Below are 21529 nucleotides of genomic sequence, written 5' to 3' on the forward strand. Positions count from 1 at the left end.
TAGCGCCACTAATAATGGCCGCATGCTCGCGCCTGCCATCGCCAGCTTTCGACCGGTCCCCCGGCGCCGCCTGGGAGGCATCGTGGTGGCCTTGCTGCTGGCCGGCTGCGCCGCGCCACGCGCCAGCGGCCCCTTGCCTGCCTACTCGCCGCCCGCCAGCGGCCCGGACGCCACGCTGCTGGTCCGCGTGACGCAGGCCGGCAGCCGCTACGTGGTGTCCGCCTTCCAGCAGCCCGTGAGCTGCTCGGGCCGGCGCCAGATCACCGCCGGCACCGAGCACGAGCCCGAGCGCGTGAGCACCCGGATCGCCGCCGACCGGCTGCAGACGGTGGCCGTGTACTTCGAAAGCGCCGACCACCGGCGCGCCTGCGAAGTGCTGCTGTCCTTCGAGCCCGCGCGCGGGCACACCTACCTGATGCGCAACCAGATGGACGGCCAGCAGTGCGGTGCCGACATCGCCGAGGTCGGCGCCGGTGGCAGCGGCCGCGCGGTGCCCAGCCTGCAACGCCAGCGCCGCGGGCAGAACCTGGCGGACGACGCCTGCCAGCCGCTCACCAGCACGACCCTGCCCGGCACCGCGCGCCCGCAAGGCGGCGCCGCGTCGCTGGACGACTATCGCGACCTGCTGCCCAAGCCATGAAAACCCTCTGCGCCGCGCTCGTCCTCGCCAGCCTGTGGCCACACTGCGCGCAAGCGCAGGAGGCGACGCCGCAGCAGCTGTACCAGCGCCTGTCGCCCAGCGTGTGGCTGGTGCGCACCTTCGACCGCGACGGCGCGGCGCTGGCGGCCGGCAGCGCCGTGGTCATCGGGCCGGAGGCGCTGCTGACCAATTGCCACGTGCTGCGCCGCGCGGCCCGCATCAGCATCCAGAACGACAACGTCGCCCACGAGGCGAAGCTGCAGTACCTGGACCCGGAACGCGACCTGTGCCAGGTCAGTGCCCGCAACCTGCGCGCCCCGGCCGTGGAGCTGGGCGACAGCGACGCGGTGGCCGTGGGGCAGAAGGTCTACACGCTGGGCAATCCGCGCGGGCTGGAGCGGACCTTCAGCGACGGCCTCGTGTCCGCGCTGCGGCGTTCGGAAGACCAGAGGCAGCTGCTGCGCATCCAGTTCACCGCGCCCATCTCGCACGGCTCCAGCGGCGGCGGCCTGTTCGACGCGGCGGGCCGGCTGGTGGGCATCACCAGCAGCGGCTTCGACGACGCGCAGAACCTCAACTTCGCCATCCCCATCAACTGGGTGCGCGACCTGGCGCAGCGCAGCGATGCGGCCCTGCAGGCGGCTGCGGCCGCCAAGGCGCAGGTGCCGGCCGCGACCGGCTCGTCGGACGTGAACGACGCCAACGCCGTCCCGGTGCTTCCGGGCTGCCGCGAGGAATACCGCCGATACATCGCCACCGCGCCGCCCAAGGCCTACGCCGTCAACACCGAGGGCAAGTGCGCGTGGGCTGCGGGCCGCGTCTCGCCGCGACCGCAGCTCAGCACCGCGAGCGACCCGGCGGTGCGCGCGATGGAGCTGTGCGTGGCTTGGCACCGCACGGGCTGCAGCCTGTATGCGGTGGACAGCAAGGTCGTCTACAAGCCGGTGACGAGCGCTGCGCCGCCACCCGCACCCACCGCGCCTGCGCCCGCGCCGGGCCGGCGTGACGTGAACGACGTCGCAGCCATCCCGGTCAACGAGAAGTGCCGCGACGAATACCGCAAGTTCGTCGACTCGGCGCCGCCGCGGGCTTTCGCGATCACGACCAAGGGCGATTGCGCCTGGCAGCGCACGCGCTCGGCCAGCCGGCCGCAGATCTCGGCCGACCCCGACCCCGCCGTGCGCGCCATGGCGATCTGCCGCGCCTGGTATGGGCCCGACGCGGGCTGCGGCCTCTATGCCGTGGACGACAAGCTGCTCTGGGTGCGATAGGAGAGCGGGGGCTTCGTTACCATCGCCCCATGCCGGATCGCAAAGACCACCTCGACGCGCTCGCCACGACGCTGCTGCTTGCCTGCTGCCTGTTCTGGGGCTTCCAGCAGATCCTGATCAAGTCCACGGTGGGCGAAGTGCCGCCACTGTGGCAGGCCACGATCCGCTTCGTCGGTGGCACCGCGCTGTTGTGGCTGTGGTGCTGGTGGCGCAAGGTGCCGCTGTTCGAGCGCGATGGCACCCTGGGCGCGGGCCTGCTCGCCGGCCTGCTGTTCGCAGGCGAGTTCACCTGCATCTACCTGGGCCTGCGTGACACAGCCGCTTCGCGCCTGACCGTGTTCCTCTACACCTCGCCTTTCGTGGTGGCGCTGCTGCTGCCGCGGCTGGTGCCCGCCGAGAAGCTGCGCCCGGTGCAGTGGGTGGGACTGGTGATCGCGTTCGCCGCCGTCGCCTTCGCCTTCAGCGAAGGCTTCGCCGGCCATGCCACGGCGCGCCAGCTGCGCGGTGATGCGCTGGCCCTGGGCGGCGGCATCTTCTGGGGCCTGACCACGCTGGTGATCCGCGCGACGAAGCTGTCGAACGCGAGCGCCGAGAAGACGCTGTTCTACCAGGTGGCGGTGACGTCCGCGGTGGCGCCGGTGCTGTCGCTGATGCTGGGCGAAACCTGGTCCTTCGCGTACTCAGGGCAGGCCTGGGGCTCGATCTTCCTGCAGACGGCGATCGGCGCCTTCGCCAGCTATCTCGCCTGGATGTGGATGCTGCGCCATTACCCGGCCACGCAGCTGTCGTCCTTCACCTTCCTCACGCCGGTGTTCGGGCTGCTGTTCGGCGTGCTGGTGCTGCACGAGCCGCTGACCTTGCAGCTGGTGCTGGCGCTGGCGGGCGTGGCGGTGGGGATCGTGCTGGTGAGCCGGAAGAAGCAGGCGGTGCGCAGCGGAGCTGCACACCCGACCGCAACGGTCCGCTGACTTCAGCTATCCGCGGTGAAGCCGATCGTCTTCACCAGCGGATCCCAAAGCTCCAGCTCCTTGCGCTGCATGGCGGCGAGTTCTGCCGGCGTCGAAGACTGCGCCTCCAGGCCGATCGCCGCCAGGCCCGCCACGACATCGGGCGCAGCCAGCGCGGACGCCAGCGCCGCGTGCAGGCGCTGCACCTGCTCCGGCGAGCTCCTGGGCGGCAGGTAGAAGGCGAACCAGTCGCGGTACACCATGTCCTTGAAGCCCTGCTCCACCAGCGTGGGCACTTCGGGCGCGAAGCGGCTGCGCCTGGCGCCGGCGGTGGCCAGCAGGCGGCACTTGCCGGCCTTCACGAACTGCGTGAACTCGCCGACCGGGCCGCACACCGCGGGCAGCTGGCCGCCCACCATCTCCTGGATCGCGGGCAGCGTGCCGCGATACGGCACCTGCTGCAACTCCACGCCGCCCGCGCGCCCCAGCAGCACGCCCATGAAGTGCGCGATGGATCCGGCTGCCGGCACGCCAAAGCTGCCGCGCTTGGGGCTCTCCTTGGCCCAGGCGAGATAGTCGTTCACCGTCTTCACGCTGGCCGGCACCATGGGCCCGACGCCGAAAGCCAGGTCGAACACAGCGCCCAGCGACACCGGCGACAGGTCCGCCACCGGGTCGTAAGGCAGCTTCTTGTAGATGTGCGGGTAGATGCACAGCATCGACATCGGTGTCTGCAGCACGGTGGCGCCATCGGACGCGGCGGCCTTGACGTACTGCACGGCGATCTGGCCGCCGGCGCCGGTGCGGTTCTCCACCAGCACGGTGCGGGCGTAGCCCGGTTGCATCTTCTCGGCAGCGCGGCGGCTGATGACGTCGGCGGTGCCCCCGGCGGCGAAGCCGGTGATGATGCGCGCGGTCTCGAAGCCGGACTGCGCCCAGGCGCTGCGGCCCAGGGCGGCCAGCAGGCCGGCGGCGGGAACGGCGGCCAGGGCCTGGCGGCGGGATACGGTCATGCTTGTCTCCTCTTTGAATGAACTGCAAGGGTCAGGTGGCGAAACCGGGATCCAGGTCCCAGGCCCAGCGCAACATCGCGTCCCAGAGCAAGGTGTTCTGGTCGCCGCGGCGCGCGGTGCGTTCGTATTGCTCCGCGGCGAGCTGCGCGATCTCGCTGCGCGGCTGCACCAGCGCCGCGCCGGTCGCCTGCGCGGCCACCTGCACCTCGCAGGCTCGCTGCAGCATGTAGTGCTCGGCGAAGGCATCGCCGACGCTGGGCCCGCACACCAGCAGGCCGTGGTTGCGCAGGATCATCACGTTGCGGTCGCCCAGGTCGGCGGCCAGGCGCTCGCACTCCTCGCGCTCCAGCGTGATGCCTTCGAAGTCGTGGTACGCGACGCGGCCCGTGTAGAAGGTCGAATTGAAGCTGAGGGGCAGCAGCCCGTCGCGCTGGCAGGACACCACCTGGCCCGCCGTCGTGTGCGTGTGCACCACGCAATGCGCGTCCGGCCGCGCCGCATGCACGGCGCTGTGCACGATGAAGCCCGCGGGGTTCACCGGCCAGGGGCTGTCGTCCACCTTGCGGCCGTCCAGGTCGATCTTCACCAGGTTGCCGGCCTTCACCTCGCGGTACATCAACCCGAAAGGGTTGATCAGGAAGTGCGGCGTGCCGGGCACGCGCACCGTCAAGTGGTTGTAGATCAGCTCGTGCCACCCGAGCAGTGCGAACAGGCGATAGGCCGCGGCCAGTTCGCAGCGCTGCTGCCATTCGGCGGCTTCGCAGCCCGCAGGCCGATGCTGCTGGAACGCGTCGCGCAGCGCGCCCGGCGTCATGCGCCCAGCCCCACCTGGTGCGGCTTGCGCACGGCGATGGGCACAGGGGTTGCAGCCTGCTCGGACTGCTCCTTCGCGATCTGCGCAGCCAGCGTCCGGCGGAAGTGCGACAGCGCGGCGTCGGCCACCACGGCCTGCAGCTCGAAGCTGGGGTCCGCATCCAGCACCTTCTGCTGCGCCTCGATCAGGTGCTTGTCTTCCAGGAAGCCTTCGATCAGGCTCTGGTGCAGCGAACGCGAGATGTTGTGGTCCTCGCCCTCGTAGTTGTTCAGGTAGGTCCAGAAGAAGTGCGTGGTGCTGCGCGTCTCCGGCGTCATGAACTGGCAATTGCGGTACTCGCGGCTGCCTTCGCGCTTGCCTTGCTCCGAGCCGCTGCCGGCCGGGGAGAACATCGACTCCAGGAAGAAGATGCCGGGGACGAACATGCGGCCGATGTTGCGGCGGTCGACCGGCTGGTCCTTCTCCGCCGCGGGCAGCACCTTGCGGTGGAAGGGCGGTGGCGCCGCGTTCATGTGCCAGCGCTCGACGCGGAAGCCGTCGTTCAGGCGTTCCACCGCCACCGGCTTGGTGACGTAGGCGTACTCCTCGGAGCCGCCCAGGGTCTTGGTGTGCACGAAGGCCAGGTGGGCGAAATCGCTCAGGTTGTCGACGATCAGCAGCCAGTTGGCGTCGTAGTGCATGTAGTCGGGAATGCCTTTCCACTGCGGGTCGCGCAGGTAGGGAAAGTCGACGATCAGCGCCGGGTCGGCCTGGTCCGGGTCGCCCATCCAGATCCACACCAGGTGGTCCTTCTCGACGACGGGATAGCTCTTCACGCCGAACTTCTCGGGCACCTTGTCCTGGCCGGGGATCTGGATGCACTTGCCGCTGCTGTCGAACTTGAGGCCGTGGTACATGCAGCGCACGCAGTCGCCCTCACGGCGCCCCAGGTGCAGCGGCACGCCGCGGTGGCAGCAGCGGTCGCGCAGCGCGACGACCTTGCCGCTCTCGGACTTGTAGAGGAGCACGGCCTCCTCGAGGATGGTGCGGGGCAGCATTTTCCCGTCCAGCAGTTCATGGTCCCAGGCGGCGACGTACCAGCAGTTCTTCAGAAACATCGAAGGCTCCATTGCGAATGGCGCGATGCTAGGAAGCGGGAGCCGCCGGATCAATGGCCTGGGCTGGCCGCTGTGTTCCAATTCCTGGACAGTGAACTGGGACGACTTCGATGCCTTCTGCCAGGTGGTGGACCACGGCGGCTTCAGCGCCGCGGCGCGCGCGCTCGACCGTCCCAAGTCCAGCCTCAGCGCCTCGGTGGCACGGCTGGAGGCCGAGCTGGGCACGCGCCTGCTGGAGCGCACGACGCGGCGCTTCCGCCTGACCGACGCCGGCGAATCGCTGTACCGCGACATCAGCAAGCCCTTCGCGCAGCTGCGCGAACATGCGGTGGATGCGCTGGCCAAGGGCGTGGCCGTGCAAGGCACCTTGCGTGTCGCCGCGCCTTACGAGTTCGGCGCGCACCACCTCGCATCGGTCGCCTGCCGGATGATGAAGGACCATCCGCAGCTGCGCGTGCACGTGGACGTGGAGCACGCCCGGGTGGCGCTGTTCGAGCGCAACTGCGACCTGGTGTTCTCGGCGATCGAACACAGCTTCGCGCCGTCGACCGTCGTCACCAAGCGGGTGTATTCGCTGGAGCGCGGCCTGTTCGCCTCGCCCTCGCTGGCCAGGCCGGAACTGGCGCGGCCGGAGGACCTGAACAGCGTGCCGTTGCTCGCAGGCGCCGACGACACGGCCTGGGCTTTCCGGCACGCGGACGGCAGCACGGCCGAACTGGAGGTGCGCAATCCGCGGCTGCGCAGCGGCAACGCGGGCGTGCGCCTGGAAGCGGCGATCGCGGGCCTGGGCGTGGCCCGCATCACGGGCACCTTCTGCGCGCAAGCGGTGGCGGAGGGCAAGCTGGTGCAGCTGCTGCCAGGCTGGCAGAGCGAGCCGCTGCGGATCTATGCGCTGTTGCCGGGGCGCAGGCTGGTGCCGGCGAAGGTGCGGAGGTTTCTCGAGCTGCTCGAGGAAGAGGCGAAGGGGACCTTGGCCTAGCCGCGCTTGCGCGCGAACTCCACGTACCAATCCAGGCAGCCCGGATTGGCCATCGCGTCACGGTTCACGACCTTTTCGATCGGCTGCCCCAGCAGCAGCTTCTTGATCGGCAGCTCCTGCTTCTTGCCTGACAGCGTGCGCGGGATCTCCGGCACCTGGAACACCGCATCGGGCACGAAGCGCGGGCTCAGTGCATTGCGGATCGCGCCACCGATCTTCGCCTGCAGCGCCGCATCCAATGCCACGCCAGGGCGCAGCACCACGAACAGCGGCATGTAGCTTTCGCGCCCCAGGTACTCCAGGTCCACCACCATCGAGTCCAGCACCTCGGGCAAGGCTTCCACCGCGCTATACAACTCGCTGGTGCCCATGCGCAGGCCGTGGCGGTTGATGGTGGCGTCGCTGCGGCCGTAGATGATGCAGCTGCCGCCGGGCGCGATCTTCAGCCAGTCGCCGTGACGCCAGACGCCGGGGTACATGTCGAAATAGCTGGAGAGGTAGCGCTTGTCGCCCTCGTCGTTCCAGAAGTACAGCGGCATCGAGGGGATCGGCTTGGTGCACACCAGCTCGCCAACTTCGCCGATCACCGGCTCGCCGTTCTCGTTCCACGCTTCGACCGCGGAGCCGAGCATGCGGCATTGCATCTCGCCCGGCACCTGCGGCAGCTCGCGGTTGCCGCCGATGAAGGCGCCGGCGAAGTCGGTGCCGCCGGAGATGTTGCACCACCAGATGTCGTGCACGCCCACGCGCTCCATCTGCGCCGTGCCCCAGCGCTGCACGTCTTCCGAAAGTGGCGAGCCGGTCGTTCCCAGCGCCCGCACGGTCTTCAAGCCGGGAAACTGCGCCACGTCGACGCCGGCCTTCATGCAGTTGGCGAAGAAGGCCGCGCCGGCGCCGAAGAAGGTGACCCCGAGCTGCTCGGCGAAGCGCCACAGCACCGTCCAGTCCGGCTTGTCCTTGCTGCCCCCCGGGTTGCCGTCGTAGATGCAGCAGGTGGTGCCATTCAGCAGGCCGGCGGTCTGCGCGTTCCACATCACCCAGCCGGTGGAGCTGTACCAGTGGAAGCGCTCGCCCCAGTTGTTGCGGTCGTAGCTGCAGCCGATGTCGTTGTGCAGGCACTTCAGCGCCAGCCCCACCAGCACGCTGCCGCCGTGGCCGTGCACGATGGGCTTGGGCAGGCCGGTGGTGCCGCTGGAGTAGACGATCCACAGCGGATGGTCGAAGGGCAGCCACTGCGGCTCAAAGGCATCGACCATGGCGCCTTGCTGCACCGTCGCCTGCGCGAATTCCGTGTGCGGCGGCAATGCCGCATCGTCGCTGCGCAGCGCATGGTGCACGATGAGATGCGTGACGCTGGGCAACGCCGCCTTCAACTCCGCGACCACGCCGGTTCGGTCGATGTCGCGGCCGCCATAGCGCACGCCGTCGCAGGCGATCAGCACCTTGGGCTCGATCTGGCGGAAGCGGTCCAGCACCGCGTTCGTGCCCATGTCGGGCGCGCAGACGCTCCACACGCCGCCCAGGCTGACCACGGCGAGGAAGGCGACCATCGTTTCCGGGATGTTGGGCAGGTAGGCTGCGACCCGGTCGCCGGGCTGCAGGCCCTGCGCGCGCAGGTGCAGCGCCAGCGACGCGACCTGGCGGCGCAGCTCGGGCCAGGACAGCTCGCGCCGGTCGCCGCGCTCATCGAGGCTGACGATGGCGGGGAAGCCCGCCGCATGCGCCGGCTGCACGTGCCGGAACACCTGCTGCGCGTAGTTGAACTGCGCGCCTTCGAACCAGCGGGCACCGGGCATCTTCTCTTCGGCCAGCACGCTGCGGTGCGGCGTTGGCGACTGCAGCTCGAAGTAGTCCCACACGCTTTGCCAGAAGGCGCGCAGGTCGCGCACCGACCACTCCCACAGCGCCTGGTAGTCGTCGAAGGCGAGGCCGCGTTCGGCCTGCAGCCAGTCCTGGTAGCGGCGGATCTGGGGAATGTACGGCGGCGTCTGCATGGGAGGCAGCGTAGCATCGCGCACGAAGCCAGAACACAGGAGTTGCCCATGCCACGCACGTTCGTCGACCTGTCCATCTTCCTCGAGAACGATGTCGTTTCCGACCCGCCCGCCTTCGCGCCGAAGATCCAGTACTTCACGCACGAGCAGTCCTTCTCGCAGATCGAGCCCTTCTTCCCGGGCCTGAAGAAGGAAGACCTGCCCGATGGCGAAGGCTGGGCCGTGGAGATGGTGCAACTGTCCACGCACAACGGCACGCACCTCGACGCGCCCTACCACTTCCATTCCACGATGAACAAGAAGCTGGGGGAGAAGGAGCGCGCGATCGCGATCCATGAGGTGCCGCTGGAGTGGTGCTTCCAGCCGGGCGTGAAGCTGGACTTCCGCCACTTCGCCGACGGCTACGTCGTGACGGCGGAAGACGTGGACGCGGAGCTGAAGCGCATCGGCCACGAACTGCAGCCGCTGGAGATCGTCGTGGTGAATACGCGCGCCGGCTCGCGCTACGGCAACAACGACTACGTATCGGCCGGCTGCGGCATGGGCTACGAAGCCACCATGTACTTGCTGGAACGCGGCGTGCGCCTGACCGGCACCGACGCCTGGAGCTGGGACGCGCCCTTCGTGCACACGGCGAAGAAGTACGGCGCCACGCACGACGCCTCGCTGATCTGGGAAGGCCACAAGGCGGGCCGCGACATCGGCTACTGCCACCTGGAGAAGCTGCACAACCTCGAAGCGCTGCCGGCGAACGGTTTCTACATCAGCTGCTTCCCGCACAAGATCCGCGGCGCGTCAGCCGGCTGGACGCGGGCGGTGGCGATCTTCGACGATGCGTTGATGGCGGCGCGCTAGCGGGCCGCGCTGCTAGGATTGCGCGGCTCATAACGAGGAGGAGCAATCTTGGCATTCCGTATTTCGCTGCCCGCGATCGGGCTGGCGGCACTTCTGCTGGCCGGCTGCGCAACCAAGCCCCAGGCCCCTGTGGCGCTCGATACATCCGCACTTTCACCCGCTGCCGGCAAGGTCGGCGTCGTCCTGGCCAAGACCCCCAAGGCCGCGCTCGACCTGCCCGGTGCGGGCTGCCTGCTGTGCCTGGCCGCTGCGCAGGTCGCGAACTCGGGCGCCTCTGGCCATGTCGAAACGCTGGACGTGAACGAGTTCAACCCGGTGCGGGACCAGATCGCCGACGCGCTGCGCAAGAAGGGCATGCAGGTCGTCGTGATCCCGGATGCCCTGGACCTGGAGACGCTGGCGGAGCTGCCTGGAGACCGCGATCGCGCAGCGATGCGCAACTTCGCCCCGCTGCGCCAGAAGTACGGCGTGGACAAGATGGTCGTGGTGAGCCTCGAAGCCTGGGGCCTGCAGCGCAACTACTCCGCCTACATTCCGCAAGGCGCGCCGCGCATCTACCTGCGCGCTTCCGGCCGCATGGTGAACCTCGCGAGCAACTCCTACGAGTGGTACCTGCCGATCAACGTGGCGCGGGCCGCGGACGGCAACTGGGACGAGCCGCCCAAGTACCCGGGCCTGACGAACGCCTTCTACCAGGCCGTGGAAGAAGGCAAGGACCAACTGCTGCGACCCTGGACGCCGTGAACGCGCTCACCCGCCTTGGCCGCCGCTGGCTGGTGGCCGCGCTGGCCTGCGCTGCGCCCGCCTCCTGGGCGCAGACGCCGGAAGGACCGTGGACGCTGCGGCATCCGGCGGTCGACCCGGTGCCGTACCATGGGCTGCCGTACAGCGAGTCCACCGGCAAGCCCGGCACCATGGTGTACCCGGCGCCCAATCTCGCGGGCTTCCTGATCGCCATCGCGGCCCATGCCGCCGTCAGCGAAAGCCTGCGCCAGGCGGAAGTCCAGAAGCAGCAGCTGGCGGCGGACAAGGACCTGGAGCCGCTGCGGCCCTTGCTCGAGGTCTCGCATGCCGAGCTGGTACAGCTGGCGCTGGCCGGCCTGCCTGCAGGCTCGGGCCCCAGCGGCTTCGGGCCGCCGGACCCGGCGGCGACGGGCTGGCAGGTGAGCACGACCCCGGTGTTCTGGTTCACGTACGACCGGCGTGCCCTGCTCCTGGACAACACGATCGGCGTCTTCGCGCCCGGACAGCCGGACAAGCCCGTCTACACGGTGACCGTGCGCGTGGTCGGCCGCGCGCGGCCCGACGAGGACCCGATGGCAGCCTGGCGCACCGGCGATGCCTTGAAGCAGGAGAGTGCAAGGCTGCTTGCCCACTCCTTGCAGCTGGCCTTGCGGGATGCGGCCCGGCCCGCCGACGCCGAGCCCGTCATGCGCACGCTGCGGTTCCAGCAAGGCCACGAGATGAAGCTGGAACGCGCCCAGCCCCTGGAAGCAGGCTGCCAGCGCCAGGTAATGCGGACCCTGCGGGGCTGGCTGCTGTCGGCGCCCGTGCGATCCGCGTCCATGGCGGACTGCGACGCTTCGGAGCTCGCCACCCAGTAGCAAGGGCCGGACTTGCGGTTTCGCACACGCGTGCTATATTCCGCCGCATGGACGCCAAGACCCAGAAGAGCGAACTGACCCGCGCCGCGATCGTCGGCGCGGCGCTCGACCTGGCCGCGGCCGAGGGGCTGGAGGCGCTTTCGCTGCAGGTGGTGGCGGACCGCATCGGCCTCAGCAAGAGCGGCGTCTTCTCGCGCATCGGCTCGCGCGAAGCCTTGCAGAAGGCCGTGATCGAGGAGTTCGGCCGCCGCTTCCTCGCCGACGTGTTCGCGCCTGCCATGCAGCAGCCCAAGGGCCTGCCGCGCCTGAACGAGATCGTGCGGCGCTGGATCATCCGGGTGCGCGATGTCGAGGCGCACACCGGCTGCCTCTACACCGCGGGCGCCTTCGAACTGGACGACCGCGAAGGCCCCTTGCGCGACCAGCTGCTGGACGAAGTGACCCGCTGGCGCGCCGCCCTGCGCCGCACCGTGCTGCAGGCCATCGAAGCCGGGCACCTGAAGGCCGACACCGACCCGGAGCAGCTCGTGGGCGAGGCTTGCGCACTGGTCATGGGCCTGGTCCACGACGTCCGCTTCCTGCGCGACCCGCGCGCCGCCGAACGCACGCAGGCCAGCTGGCTGCGGCTGCTTTCCACGTACCAAGCCTGAGCGCCTTGCTCCATGCCACCTCGCGTTCTTCCTCGTCCATATTTCGCACACTCGTGCGGAGAAAGGAGTTCTCCATGTTCACCCTCCTGATCCTGGTCGCCGCCTGGGGCGGCTGGCGCGCCGTGAGCGCCGCACTGGACACCCTGCGCCGCTTGCCGCGCAGCAACGACGACATGGTCTTCTTCTGAAAGGAATCCGCATGACGCGCGAAGCCACGGCCGGCTACTACCAGGCCAGCACCGGCATCCGCCTGTTCCGCATGGCGCTCGCCACCTCGCAGCGGCTGTGGCCGGCGCTGGCGGTGCGTGCCGCCACTCGCCTGTTCGGCACGCCGCTGCCGCCCAAGTGGCTGAACCGGCGCACGGCCTGGGGCCCGGGCTGGCAGGCGGAGCACTGGCCTTTCGAAGACGCGAACCTCACGCTGTATTTGCCGCGGGCGGAGTCGAATGCGCCGCTGGCCCTGCTGGTGCACGGCTGGGGCGGCCACGCCGGGCAGCTGCGCGCGCTGGCCGAGGCGCTGCTGCAGCAAGGCCTGCAACCGGTGCTGCTGGAGATGCCGGCCCATGGCCGCAGCGCCGGCCTGGCGAGCAACCTGCCTCAGTTCGCACGCGCCATCGAATACACCGCGAGCCGCCTGCGCCAGCAGGGCCACGAGCTGCGCCTGCTGGCCGCCCATTCGCTGGGCGCCAACGCCGCGGCCTTTGCCGCCAGCCGTGGCCTGCCGGTGGAGAGGATGGCGCTGTTGGCGCCGCCTGCCTCGCCGCGCGAGTACACGCGCTACTTCGCCCATGTCTTCGGCCTCAGCGAAACCACGCGTTCCGCGATGCAAAAGCGCATCGAGGAGCGCGAGGCCATCCTGATGCCGTCCTTCGAGCCGGCCAGCGTGGGGCCGCGCATTGACGTGCCGGTGCTGGTGGTCCACGACCGCGGCGACCGCGTGAACCCGTTCCGCGACGGCCAGGCTTTCGCGGCCGCCATCGCCGGCGCGCGGCTGGTCGCGACCGATGGCCTGGGGCATCGCAAGATGCTCCGCGAGGAGAGCGTCATCGCCGAAGTCCTCGCATTTGCTTGCGCCCCCTGACTGTTGCACCTAGCATCGCTCGATTCCAACGACGAAGAGGAGAAGAGCGATGTTCGACTGGACGGAAAAACCGGCAGCGGTGCTGCAGCAAGGCGGCGTGATCGCCCCCGACGAACGCCTGCCCTGGCCGCAAACTGCGGCAATGGGCGTGCAGCACGTGATCGCGATGTTCGGCGCGACGGTGCTCGCGCCCATCCTCATGGGCTTCGACCCCAACATCGCCATCCTGATGAGTGGCGTCGGCACGCTCCTCTTCTTCCTCATCACCGGCGGCAAGGTGCCCAGCTACCTGGGCTCGAGCTTCGCCTTCATCGGTGTCGTGATCGCGGCCTCGGCCTATGCGGGCAAGGGCCCGAACACCAACATCGGCGTGGCGCTGGGCGGCATCATCGCCTGCGGCATCGTGTACGCCATCATCGGTGCGATCGTGCACGCCATCGGCACCGCCTGGGTGGAACGCCTGATGCCGCCGGTGGTGACCGGCTCGGTCGTCGCAGTGATCGGCCTCAACCTCGCCAGCGTGCCGGTGAAGAACATGGCCGCGAACAACTTCGAAAGCTGGATGCAACTGGTGACCTTCGTCTGCGTCGGCGTGGTCGCGGTGTTCACCAGCGGCATGGTGCAGCGCCTGCTGATCCTGCTCGGGCTGATCGTCGCCACCATCATCTACGCCATCCTCACCAATGGCGCCGGCATGGGCAAGCCGCTGGACCTCTCCGGCATCGCCAACGCCGCCTGGTTCGGCATGCCCAGCTTCACGGCGCCGGTGTTCAGCGGCCCGGCCATGCTGCTGATCGTGCCGGTGGCCATCATCCTGGTCGCCGAGAACCTGGGCCACATCAAGGCCGTGACCGCGATGACGGGCCGCAACCTGGACCAGTACATCGGCCGCGCCTTCATCGGCGACGGCGTCGCCACCATCGTGAGCGGCTCGGTGGGCGGCACCGGCGTGACGACCTATGCCGAGAACATCGGCGTGATGGCGGCCACCAAGATCTATTCGACGGCGGCCTTCCTGTTCGCCGCGGCCTTCGCCATCATCATGGGCTTCTCGCCCAAGTTCGGCGCCGTCATCCAGGCGATCCCGCTGCCGGTGATGGGCGGCGTGAGCATCGTGGTGTTCGGCCTGATCGCAATTGCCGGCGCCAAGATCTGGGTCGACAACCGCGTGGACTTCTCGCGCAACAAGAACCTCATCGTCGCGGCCATCACGCTGATCATGGGCACCGGCGACTTCACCTTGAAGTTCGGCGGGTTCGCGCTGGGCGGCATCGGCACCGCGACCTTCGGCGCGATCCTCCTGTACGCCATCCTGAACCGCGACGGCTCGTCCGGCGTCAGCGTCGCGGACGCGCCTTCGGTGGAGACGCGCAGCCGCTAAGATGGGCCGCATGGCCATCTGGAAGCGTCCCATCTCCGTCGCCGCCCTCGCGGCCGTCCACAAGGACACCGCACCCGAACATCTCGGGATGGAGTTCCTCGAGGTCGGCGACGATTTCATCAAGGCCCGGATCCCGGTCGACGCCCGCACGCGCCAGCCCTATGGCCTGCTGCATGGCGGCGTGAGCGTGGTGCTGGCGGAGACGCTGGGCTCCTGCGGCGCCATGTACTGCGCCGAGCCGGGCTACCGCGTCGTCGGCCTGGACATCAATGCCAACCACCTGCGCGGTGCGACGTCCGGCTGGGTGACCGGCGTGACGCGGCCGGTGCACGTAGGGCGCAGCACGCAGGTGTGGGCCATCGAGCTTCACAACGACGCAGGCGAATTGACCTGCGTGTCGCGGATCACGATGGCGGTGTTGAAGGAACGCTAAGGGAGCTGGGTTGCGCTGGCGCGCGAGACTCACTCCGAGCGCGCGAGCCGCTCGCTCTTCCAGTACACGTCATCACCGCCATGCATGCGGTTGAAGACGCGCGCCAGCACGAACAACAAATCCGACAGCCGATTCAAGTATTGGCGCGGCTCCTCGCGCAGCTTGTCCTGGCGGCCCAGCGCCACCAGCGCGCGCTCGGCGCGGCGGGCCACGGTGCGGCACACGTGCGACTGCGCCGCAGCCTTGTTGCCCGCGGGCAGGATGAACTCCTGCAGCTTGGGCAATTGCGCGTTGTACTCCGCGAGCGCGTCGTCCAATTGAGCCACTGCATCTGCCTTCAGCAGCTCGAAGCCCGGGATCGACAGTTCGCCGCCGAGATTGAACAGCTGGTGCTGGATGTCGACCAGCAGCTCGCGCGCCGGCGCGGGCAGCTCTTCGCACAGCAGCAGGCCGATGTGGGAATTGAGTTCGTCCACCTCGCCCATCGCGTGCACGCGCAGGTGGTCCTTGCCGACCCGCGTGTTGTCGCCCAGACCGGTGGTGCCGTCGTCGCCGGTCCGCGTTGCGATCTGCGTCAGCCGTTTGCCCATATGCGTCTCCTTGGCTGCATTGTGGCCCAGGCGCGCAAGTCCGCCTGCGCCTACAGCAACTGTGGGCCTCGCCGACTGTGCGGCAGGCGAGCACAGCGCGAGCATGGCGGCAGGCCGCCGTGCGTCTCGAGCGGCAACGAAGTCCAGGAGTCCACCATGCCTCATGCTTTCCGCATCGTCCCCGTGCTCGCGCTCGCCCTGCTGTCTGCCGCGGCTGCGCAAGCGCAGACCCGCAGCGTGCAAGGGTCCACCAGCAGCCGTCCGGCGGCCAACACCGTGGCGGCCCAGGCCACGCCGAATCCGGCGGGGCTGCGCTCGTCTTTCCCGGCCGGCCTCACCGCCGGCAGCGGTGCCGGCACCTCGACCGATCGCGTCGCGGCCAGCGCGAACCCCAACGGCAACGTCGGCACATCGGTGCCCAGCACCAACAACGTGGCCGGCGGCTTCTCCACCGGCGGCGCCATCGGCACCACGGGCGGCGTGGACACGGGGGTGGCCTCGCCGGCCACCAACGTGCTCGGCGCAGGCGGCGCGGCCGGGCCCAGCCAGTACCTGGGCAGCGGCGCTGGCGGCGTCAATGCGGTGGACGCCGCGCGCGCCTTCCTCGAGGCCGACGGCAACCACGACGGCGAGCTGAGCCGCAGCGAGTTCCGCCGGCTGCCGAATCCCACCATGAGCTTCGAGCAGATGGACCGCAACTTCGACGGCGTCATCTCGCGCTTCGAATACGACGATTCGCTGCAGTAGCAGCCGCGGGTTGGACCCGCTGACTTGCCGCCCTTGCCCGACTACACTGGGCGGCATGAACGCCCCTGCCGCCCTCTCGCACCTGGTCCCCGAAGTCCACCAGCGGGATGTCCCTGCTGCACTCGTCGCCGCGCTGAAGGCGCGCTTCGGCGAACAGTGTTCCACGGCAATAGCGGTGCGCGAACAGCATGGTCGCGACGAGTCCTCCTTCGAAGTGCCGCCGCCCGCGGCCGTGGTGTTCGCCGAGAAGACGCAGGACGTGGCCGATGCAGTGAAGCTGGCAAGCCAATACGACGTGCCGGTCATTCCCTTCGGTGTCGGCTCTTCGCTGGAAGGCCACCTGCTCGCCGTGCAGGGCGGCATCAGCATCGACGTGAGCCGCATGAACAAGGTGCTGTCGGTCAACTCCGAGGACCTCACGGTCACCGTGCAGCCGGGCGTGACGCGCAAGCAGCTGAACGAAGAGATCAAGAGCACCGGCCTGTTCTTCCCGATCGACCCGGGCGCCGATGCCTCGCTGGGCGGCATGAGCGCCACGCGTGCCAGCGGCACCAACGCCGTCCGCTACGGCACGATGCGCGAGAACGTGCTGGGCCTCGAAGTGGTGACGGCCAGCGGCGAAGTGATCCGCACCGGCACGCGCGCGAAGAAGTCCTCCGCCGGCTATGACCTCACGCGCCTGTTCGTCGGCAGCGAAGGCACGCTGGGCGTGATCACCGAAGTGACATTGCGCCTGTACCCGGTCCCCGAAGCGATCTCCGCGGCGATCTGCTCCTTCCCGAGCATCGAAGCCGCGGTGCGCAGCGTCATCCAGGTGATCCAGCTGGGCGTGCCGATCGCGCGCGTCGAGCTGATCGACAAGCACACGGTGCGCATGGTCAACGCGCACAGCAAGCTGGGCCTGCGCGAAGAGCCGATGCTGCTGATGGAATTCCACGGCTCGCCGGCCGGCGTGAAGGAGCAGGCCGAGACGGTGCAGGAGATCGCGTCCGAACATGGCGGCGCCGCCTTCGAATGGGCGACCACGCCGGAAGAGCGCACGCGCCTCTGGACCGCGCGCCACAACGCCTACTTCGCGGCGGTGCAATCGCGGCCTGGCTGCAAGGTGATCTCCACCGACACCTGCGTGCCGATCTCGCGCCTGGCGGACTGCCTGCTGGACTCCGTGGCCGAGGCCGATGCCAGCGGCATCCCCTACTTCCTCGTCGGCCACGTGGGCGACGGCAACTTCCACTTCGGCTACCTGCTGGATCCGGACGACCCCAAGGAACGCGAAGTGGCCGAAAGCCTGAACCACCAGCTGGTGGCACGCGCGCTGCGGCTGGAAGGCACCTGCACCGGCGAGCACGGCGTGGGCCTGCACAAGATGGGCTTCCTGCTCGACGAGGCCGGCGCCGGCGCGGTGGACATGATGCGGACGATCAAGCGCTCGCTCGATCCGAAGAACATCATGAATCCCGGCAAGATCTTCGCGCTCTGAGGCACGGCGTCACAGGTCGCTGATCCGCCACTCCTCGTTGAGGTTCTCGAAGACGACGCCGGCCACGTGGCTGTCGTCGGCCGCCAGCGCCTCCTTCATGTAGTCGTCGCCCCAGCGTACCTTGAAGCCGCGGATGCCTTCGGCGTAACGGCGCAGGTCCTCGTCCGAAAGCTGCTCGGCGCGCTGCTTCCAGCGCGCTTCCGCCTTGCCGGTGAGGCAGTGTTCGGCGGTCAAGCGATCGCCGGCTTTCAGCGCCGCCAGGAACAGGCCCCAGGTCTTCTCCACGGAATCCAGGCGCGTGTCCGGCATCACGGTCAGCGGCTCCATCTTGCGCAGCAGGTCGTCGGTGCAGAACTGCGGCGAGATCGTGATGCGCTTCGCCTCGCGCAGCTGGCTGGCCAGTTGCGAGCGCTGTTCGGCGAGGGTCTGCGCGTAGCGCTTCTTCCAGGCGACGAGGACGGCTTCGCTGCGTTCGGCAAAACCGGGCTGGTCGCTGCGGCAGCGTTGCAGCATGACGGTGAGGTCCAGCACTTCGCGCTTGCGGCGCGTGAGGGCCTGCGACGGAACCGCGGCCGCCGGCTTTGCCGCGACTGGCGCGACTGGCGGTGCGGCGTCCTGCTGCAATTCGCTGCAGGGCAACTGCTGGTAGCTGGGGCGGCCGCCCCCATCCCGGCAGGCGTACAACTCGGCACCCTGGGAGTTAGCGCAAGCCAGGAACAGCACGGCCGTAAGCATTCGCAATGGCACCTTCATCGGATCTCTCCGGTAAAGAACTTCAAGCCATGCTATGCCCGGTCGGTAGGCACCGGCCACGCCGTGCGCCGGGAGACGAGCGGTAAAGGTGAGCGCGTACTGCCTGCGCGGGCCTTGTACGGCAAGGAGCCGTTGGCTACCGCCAACGGCAGGAGCTTACGGATGGATGCAGGCGGTGTGGCGCCGCGTCATCCCCGCAACCGGTCGATGAGGCCGTTCAACTCGTCCAGCGAGCCGAACTGGATCGACACCTCGCCCAGCTCCTCGATCCGCCCGTGCCGCTTGACGCGCTTCTTCACGCGCACCTCGACTTCGGCGGTCAGCAGGTCGGAGAGCTCTTCCTCGATGCGCCGCATGTCGCGCGACTTTTCCTTCTTGGGCTTGGGCGAGACCAGGCTGAACTCGGCGCCGATGCGCTTGACCAGGTTCTCAGCCTCGCGCACCGACAGCTTCTTCTGCGCGATCTGGTTGGCGGCCGTGATCTGCGCCGCGCGTTCCAGCGACAGCAGCGCGCGGGCGTGGCCCATGTCGAGGTCGCCCGCCATCAGCATCGTCTGCACCGGGTCGGCCAGGTTCAGCAGGCGCAGCAGGTTCGACGCCGCCGAGCGCGAACGCCCGACGGCTTGCGCCGCCTGTTCGTGCGTGAGGCCGAAATCCTTGATCAGCCGCTGCAGGCCCTGCGCCTCTTCCAGCGGGTTGAGGTCTTCCCGCTGGATGTTCTCGATCAGGGCCATCGCGGCGGCCGCTTCGTTCGGCACGTCGCGCACCAGCACCGGCACGGTGTCCAGGCCCGCGAGCTTGGCGGCGCGGAAGCGGCGCTCGCCGGCAATGATCTCGAAGCGGCCCGCGTTCTCGCCATCGTGCAGCTTGCGCACGAGGATGGGCTGCATGATGCCCTGGGCCTTGATCGACTCGGCGAGCTCGTAAAGCGCGCCCTCGTCCATGCGGGTGCGCGGCTGGTACATGCCCGGCACCATGTCGTCCAGGCGCATGGACATGGGGGTACCGGCGTTGGCGCCGGCGCCGTCCGCACTGGCGTTCGTGCCCTCTTCCACCTTGGGGCCCAGCAGCGCTTCGAGGCCGCGTCCCAGGCCCTTGGGTTTTTTCGTGACCATCTCTCTTCAGTCTTTCATCAAGTCCTGCAGCAGGACATGGCCTTCGGGCCAGCTGGCCAGGCCGGAGTCGGCGTTGATGTGGCCGGCTTCGCCGTGGTCCATGAACTGTGCGTTCCATGCGTGCCCGAACAGGCGCGCGCGTTCGAATTCGCAATAGGGGTCGTTGCGGCTCGCCACCAGCACGGCCGGGAAAGGCAAGGCGCGCAGCTCGATCGGCGACCAGCTCGGGATCTGCTCGCGGATCTCCGGCCGCTCCACGTCGCCAGGCGCGACCAGCAGCGCGGCCTTCACGCGATGCGTGTTGCGCGAGTGCGCGGCCCAGGCCGCCGTGAGGATGCAGCCGAGGCTGTGCGCCACCAGCACCGCCGGCTCGTCGCAGGTGAGGAGCACCTCCTCCAACCGCGCGACCCAGTCGCCCCGCAACGGCCGCATCCAGTCGTGCTGTTCGACGCGGGTGTAGCCATGGCGCTCCTCCCAGAGGCTCTGCCAGTGCTTCGCACCGCTGTTCTCCCAACCCGGGAGAATGAGGACGTTCTTCGCTTTCACGCTATCTTTTTCGAAGCAATCAGCGTTTCATCGAGCCGATGCGCGCGACCATTTCCTCGGCGAACTCGACGAAGGCCTGGCTGCCGCGCGCGGACGGGTCGAAGGCCACGCCGGGCAGGCCGTAGCTGGGCGCTTCGGCCAGTCGCACGTTGCGCGGGATCACCGTGTTGAACACCTTGTCGGCGAAGTGCGCCTTGAGCTGGTCGCTCACCTGCTGCTGCAAGGTGATGCGCGGGTCGAACATCACGCGCAGCAGGCCGATGATCTCCAGGTCCTTGTTCAGATTGGCGTGCACCTGCTTGATGGTGTTCACCAGGTCCGACAGGCCTTCCAGCGCGAAGTACTCGCACTGCATGGGCACGATGACGCCGTGTGCCGCGCACAGGCCGTTCAGCGTCAGCATCGACAGCGCCGGCGGACAGTCGATGAGGATGAAGTCATAGTCCGGGGCGACCGCATCCAGGCCCTGCTTCAGGCGCCGTTCGCGCCGCTCGACGTCAACCAGTTCCACCTCGGCGCCGGCCAGGTCGCGGTTGGCGCCCAGGATGTCGTAGCTGCAGCCGGCCTCGGCCAGGCGCTCGCTTTTCACCCGCGCTTCGGCGACCGTCGCGGTTTCCAGCAGCACGTCGTAGACCGTGTGCTGCAGGCTGCGCTTGTCGACGCCCGAACCCATGGTTGCATTGCCCTGCGGGTCGAGGTCCACCATCAGCACCCGCTGGCCCACCTTGGCCAGGCCGGCGCACAGGTTCACCGTCGTGGTCGTCTTGCCAACTCCACCCTTCTGGTTGGCGACGCAAAAGATCTTGGCCATTCAGTGTCCGCCCGGCCGCCCGAAGGACACTGACGGACCCCTCGGGGGGCAGAGAGCTACACGCAGTGAGCGAACGTGGGGGCTCATATTCATTTGGAGATTGCGAGCTTGACGCCGAAGCCGATGAGGAAGGTGCCGGCGAGCTTTTCGAGCACGCGGCCGATGAGCGGGTTGGCGCGCATGCGCTCCGCCAGGAAATGGGTCAGCAGCACGGCGCCCAGGCCGTAGCAGAAGGTGAGGAAGGCAATGGTCGCCGCCATCACGCTGAAGGTGAGCATGCCCTGGTGGCGGGCCGGGTCGATGAAGAGCGGAAAGAAGGCCATGTAGAACACGATGGCCTTGGGGTTCAGCAAGGTGATGAAGAAGGCCTGCTGGAAGTAGCGGCGCGGCTCCATGTGCAGGATGGGCCCGGCGCCCGGCTTGGCCAGCAGCATCTTGGCGCCCAGCCAGGCGAGATACACGGCGCCCGACCACTGGACCAGGTGGAAAGCCGCGGGATAGGCAGCCAGCAGCGCGGCGACGCCGGCCACTGCTGCCCACATCAGGACCTGGTCGCCAGCGATGATGCCGAAGGTGGCGCCCAGGCCGCCGCGGATACCGCCTTTGCCGGTGGACGTGATGAGGGCCAGGTTCCCGGGGCCCGGGATGGCGAGAAAGACAAGGATCGCGGCGACGAACGCGCCGTAGTCGGCAACGCCAAACATTCGGGAGGCCCTCCGGGGTGAGGG

The 21529-nt window shown here is 68.8% G+C and carries 23 protein-coding genes; 13 read left to right on the forward strand and 10 right to left on the reverse strand.

Annotated features, from left to right (window positions below; all coding sequences use genetic code 11):
* Positions 1–22 precede the first annotated feature (22 nt).
* Genes HHL11_RS01660 through HHL11_RS01670 form a run of 3 tightly spaced genes read left to right on the forward strand, consistent with a single transcriptional unit; the run spans position 23 to position 2879 of the window.
* A complete protein-coding gene (locus HHL11_RS01660; RefSeq protein WP_169416645.1) occupies positions 23–640 on the forward strand; it encodes a hypothetical protein in 618 nt (205 codons plus the stop codon).
* Entirely contained in the window at positions 637–1911 is a 1275-nt protein-coding gene (locus HHL11_RS01665) for a S1C family serine protease (protein ID WP_169416646.1), read from the forward strand. The genes HHL11_RS01660 and HHL11_RS01665 overlap by 4 nt, the downstream gene beginning before the upstream one ends.
* 29 nt (positions 1912–1940) lie before the next feature.
* Complete coding sequence (locus HHL11_RS01670; RefSeq protein ID WP_169416647.1) at positions 1941–2879, forward strand: DMT family transporter; 939 nt, start codon at positions 1941–1943, stop codon at positions 2877–2879.
* 2 nt (positions 2880–2881) lie between these two features.
* Here HHL11_RS01670 and HHL11_RS01675 read toward each other — a convergent pair whose 3' ends face one another.
* Genes HHL11_RS01675 through HHL11_RS01685 form a run of 3 tightly spaced genes read right to left on the reverse strand, consistent with a single transcriptional unit; the run spans position 2882 to position 5782 of the window.
* On the reverse strand, positions 2882–3871 hold the full coding sequence (locus HHL11_RS01675) for a Bug family tripartite tricarboxylate transporter substrate binding protein (RefSeq protein WP_169416648.1): 990 nt from the start codon (positions 3869–3871) through the stop codon (positions 2882–2884).
* Between the two features lie 31 nt (positions 3872–3902).
* Positions 3903–4685: a class II aldolase/adducin family protein gene (locus tag HHL11_RS01680; RefSeq protein ID WP_169416649.1), complete on the reverse strand. Its 783-nt coding sequence runs from the start codon at positions 4683–4685 to the stop codon at positions 3903–3905.
* Positions 4682–5782 (reverse strand): aromatic ring-hydroxylating dioxygenase subunit alpha, encoded by a 1101-nt coding sequence (locus HHL11_RS01685; protein ID WP_169416650.1) that lies wholly within the window; start codon positions 5780–5782, stop codon positions 4682–4684. The genes HHL11_RS01680 and HHL11_RS01685 overlap by 4 nt, the downstream gene beginning before the upstream one ends.
* Before the next feature lie 91 nt (positions 5783–5873).
* On the opposite strand from HHL11_RS01685, the gene HHL11_RS01690 reads away from it, so the two are divergent.
* Positions 5874–6761: a LysR substrate-binding domain-containing protein gene (locus tag HHL11_RS01690; protein ID WP_169416651.1), complete on the forward strand. Its 888-nt coding sequence runs from the start codon at positions 5874–5876 to the stop codon at positions 6759–6761.
* Here the strand turns inward: HHL11_RS01690 and HHL11_RS01695 are convergent.
* Positions 6758–8755 (reverse strand): acetoacetate--CoA ligase, encoded by a 1998-nt coding sequence (locus HHL11_RS01695; protein ID WP_169416652.1) that lies wholly within the window; start codon positions 8753–8755, stop codon positions 6758–6760. The two genes, HHL11_RS01690 and HHL11_RS01695, sit on opposite strands and share 4 nt — an antisense overlap.
* Before the next feature lie 48 nt (positions 8756–8803).
* On the opposite strand from HHL11_RS01695, the gene HHL11_RS01700 reads away from it, so the two are divergent.
* The 7 genes from HHL11_RS01700 to HHL11_RS01730 all read left to right on the forward strand — a co-directional run bounded on the left by HHL11_RS01700 (position 8804) and on the right by HHL11_RS01730 (position 14759).
* Positions 8804–9610: a cyclase family protein gene (locus tag HHL11_RS01700; RefSeq protein ID WP_169416653.1), complete on the forward strand. Its 807-nt coding sequence runs from the start codon at positions 8804–8806 to the stop codon at positions 9608–9610.
* A gap of 48 nt (positions 9611–9658) precedes the next feature.
* The gene (locus HHL11_RS01705; protein WP_169416654.1) at positions 9659–10354 is read left to right on the forward strand and encodes a hypothetical protein; all 696 of its coding nucleotides are present in this window, start codon (positions 9659–9661) and stop codon (positions 10352–10354) included.
* Positions 10351–11214, forward strand: coding sequence for a hypothetical protein (locus tag HHL11_RS01710; protein WP_169416655.1), 864 nt, complete (start codon positions 10351–10353; stop codon positions 11212–11214). Before HHL11_RS01705 ends, HHL11_RS01710 begins: the two co-directional genes overlap by 4 nt.
* A gap of 47 nt (positions 11215–11261) precedes the next feature.
* Positions 11262–11864 carry a TetR/AcrR family transcriptional regulator gene (locus HHL11_RS01715; RefSeq protein WP_169416656.1) on the forward strand — a complete coding sequence of 201 codons (603 nt, stop codon included), beginning with the start codon at positions 11262–11264 and terminating at the stop codon, positions 11862–11864.
* A gap of 199 nt (positions 11865–12063) precedes the next feature.
* On the forward strand, positions 12064–12945 hold the full coding sequence (locus HHL11_RS01720) for an alpha/beta hydrolase (RefSeq protein ID WP_169416657.1): 882 nt from the start codon (positions 12064–12066) through the stop codon (positions 12943–12945).
* Between the two features lie 49 nt (positions 12946–12994).
* The gene (locus tag HHL11_RS01725; protein ID WP_169416658.1) at positions 12995–14326 is read left to right on the forward strand and encodes a solute carrier family 23 protein; all 1332 of its coding nucleotides are present in this window, start codon (positions 12995–12997) and stop codon (positions 14324–14326) included.
* 10 nt (positions 14327–14336) lie between these two features.
* Positions 14337–14759 (forward strand): hotdog fold thioesterase, encoded by a 423-nt coding sequence (locus tag HHL11_RS01730; RefSeq protein WP_169416659.1) that lies wholly within the window; start codon positions 14337–14339, stop codon positions 14757–14759.
* Between the two features lie 29 nt (positions 14760–14788).
* Here the strand turns inward: HHL11_RS01730 and HHL11_RS01735 are convergent, their stop codons facing one another.
* Positions 14789–15349 (reverse strand): cob(I)yrinic acid a,c-diamide adenosyltransferase, encoded by a 561-nt coding sequence (locus HHL11_RS01735; protein WP_169416660.1) that lies wholly within the window; start codon positions 15347–15349, stop codon positions 14789–14791.
* Positions 15350–15505: 156 nt separating this feature from the next.
* Here HHL11_RS01735 and HHL11_RS01740 point away from each other — a divergent pair, with 156 nt between their 5' ends.
* Complete coding sequence (locus HHL11_RS01740) at positions 15506–16096, forward strand: EF-hand domain-containing protein (RefSeq protein ID WP_169416661.1); 591 nt, start codon at positions 15506–15508, stop codon at positions 16094–16096.
* Between the two features lie 55 nt (positions 16097–16151).
* On the forward strand, positions 16152–17576 hold the full coding sequence (locus tag HHL11_RS01745) for an FAD-binding oxidoreductase (RefSeq protein ID WP_169416662.1): 1425 nt from the start codon (positions 16152–16154) through the stop codon (positions 17574–17576).
* A 9-nt stretch (positions 17577–17585) separates the two neighbouring features.
* Here the strand turns inward: HHL11_RS01745 and HHL11_RS01750 are convergent, their stop codons facing one another.
* From HHL11_RS01750 to HHL11_RS01770, 5 genes are all read right to left on the reverse strand, one after another.
* On the reverse strand, positions 17586–18311 hold the full coding sequence (locus HHL11_RS01750; RefSeq protein WP_169416663.1) for a DUF4124 domain-containing protein: 726 nt from the start codon (positions 18309–18311) through the stop codon (positions 17586–17588).
* A 206-nt stretch (positions 18312–18517) separates the two neighbouring features.
* On the reverse strand, positions 18518–19444 hold the full coding sequence (locus HHL11_RS01755) for a ParB/RepB/Spo0J family partition protein (RefSeq protein WP_169416664.1): 927 nt from the start codon (positions 19442–19444) through the stop codon (positions 18518–18520).
* 6 nt (positions 19445–19450) lie between these two features.
* The gene (locus HHL11_RS01760) at positions 19451–19990 is read right to left on the reverse strand and encodes an alpha/beta fold hydrolase (RefSeq protein WP_169416665.1); all 540 of its coding nucleotides are present in this window, start codon (positions 19988–19990) and stop codon (positions 19451–19453) included.
* 19 nt (positions 19991–20009) lie between these two features.
* Positions 20010–20801, reverse strand: coding sequence for a ParA family protein (locus tag HHL11_RS01765; protein WP_169416666.1), 792 nt, complete (start codon positions 20799–20801; stop codon positions 20010–20012).
* A gap of 89 nt (positions 20802–20890) precedes the next feature.
* Positions 20891–21505, reverse strand: a complete 615-nt coding sequence (locus HHL11_RS01770; RefSeq protein WP_169416667.1) for a LysE family translocator — start codon at positions 21503–21505, stop codon at positions 20891–20893.
* Positions 21506–21529 lie beyond the last annotated feature (24 nt).

Origin of the sequence: Ramlibacter agri, from assembly GCF_012927085.1 — a bacterium.
Lineage (GTDB): Bacteria > Pseudomonadota > Gammaproteobacteria > Burkholderiales > Burkholderiaceae_C > Ramlibacter > Ramlibacter agri.

Excerpts from the sequence above, each read along its gene's own strand:
- HHL11_RS01660 (WP_169416645.1), top strand. The coding sequence starts at position 23 with ATGCTCGCGCCTGCCATCGCCAGCTTTCGACCGGTCCCCCGGCGCCGC.
- HHL11_RS01665 (WP_169416646.1), top strand. The coding sequence starts at position 637 with ATGAAAACCCTCTGCGCCGCGCTCGTCCTCGCCAGCCTGTGGCCACAC.
- HHL11_RS01670 (WP_169416647.1), top strand. The coding sequence starts at position 1,941 with ATGCCGGATCGCAAAGACCACCTCGACGCGCTCGCCACGACGCTGCTG.
- HHL11_RS01675 (WP_169416648.1), bottom strand. The coding sequence starts at position 3,871 with ATGACCGTATCCCGCCGCCAGGCCCTGGCCGCCGTTCCCGCCGCCGGC.
- HHL11_RS01680 (WP_169416649.1), bottom strand. The coding sequence starts at position 4,685 with ATGACGCCGGGCGCGCTGCGCGACGCGTTCCAGCAGCATCGGCCTGCG.
- HHL11_RS01685 (WP_169416650.1), bottom strand. The coding sequence starts at position 5,782 with ATGTTTCTGAAGAACTGCTGGTACGTCGCCGCCTGGGACCATGAACTG.
- HHL11_RS01695 (WP_169416652.1), bottom strand. The coding sequence starts at position 8,755 with ATGCAGACGCCGCCGTACATTCCCCAGATCCGCCGCTACCAGGACTGG.
- HHL11_RS01700 (WP_169416653.1), top strand. The coding sequence starts at position 8,804 with ATGCCACGCACGTTCGTCGACCTGTCCATCTTCCTCGAGAACGATGTC.
- HHL11_RS01715 (WP_169416656.1), top strand. The coding sequence starts at position 11,262 with ATGGACGCCAAGACCCAGAAGAGCGAACTGACCCGCGCCGCGATCGTC.
- HHL11_RS01720 (WP_169416657.1), top strand. The coding sequence starts at position 12,064 with ATGACGCGCGAAGCCACGGCCGGCTACTACCAGGCCAGCACCGGCATC.
- HHL11_RS01725 (WP_169416658.1), top strand. The coding sequence starts at position 12,995 with ATGTTCGACTGGACGGAAAAACCGGCAGCGGTGCTGCAGCAAGGCGGC.
- HHL11_RS01730 (WP_169416659.1), top strand. The coding sequence starts at position 14,337 with ATGGCCATCTGGAAGCGTCCCATCTCCGTCGCCGCCCTCGCGGCCGTC.
- HHL11_RS01735 (WP_169416660.1), bottom strand. The coding sequence starts at position 15,349 with ATGGGCAAACGGCTGACGCAGATCGCAACGCGGACCGGCGACGACGGC.
- HHL11_RS01740 (WP_169416661.1), top strand. The coding sequence starts at position 15,506 with ATGCCTCATGCTTTCCGCATCGTCCCCGTGCTCGCGCTCGCCCTGCTG.
- HHL11_RS01745 (WP_169416662.1), top strand. The coding sequence starts at position 16,152 with ATGAACGCCCCTGCCGCCCTCTCGCACCTGGTCCCCGAAGTCCACCAG.
- HHL11_RS01750 (WP_169416663.1), bottom strand. The coding sequence starts at position 18,311 with ATGCTTACGGCCGTGCTGTTCCTGGCTTGCGCTAACTCCCAGGGTGCC.
- HHL11_RS01755 (WP_169416664.1), bottom strand. The coding sequence starts at position 19,444 with ATGGTCACGAAAAAACCCAAGGGCCTGGGACGCGGCCTCGAAGCGCTG.
- HHL11_RS01765 (WP_169416666.1), bottom strand. The coding sequence starts at position 20,801 with ATGGCCAAGATCTTTTGCGTCGCCAACCAGAAGGGTGGAGTTGGCAAG.
- HHL11_RS01770 (WP_169416667.1), bottom strand. The coding sequence starts at position 21,505 with ATGTTTGGCGTTGCCGACTACGGCGCGTTCGTCGCCGCGATCCTTGTC.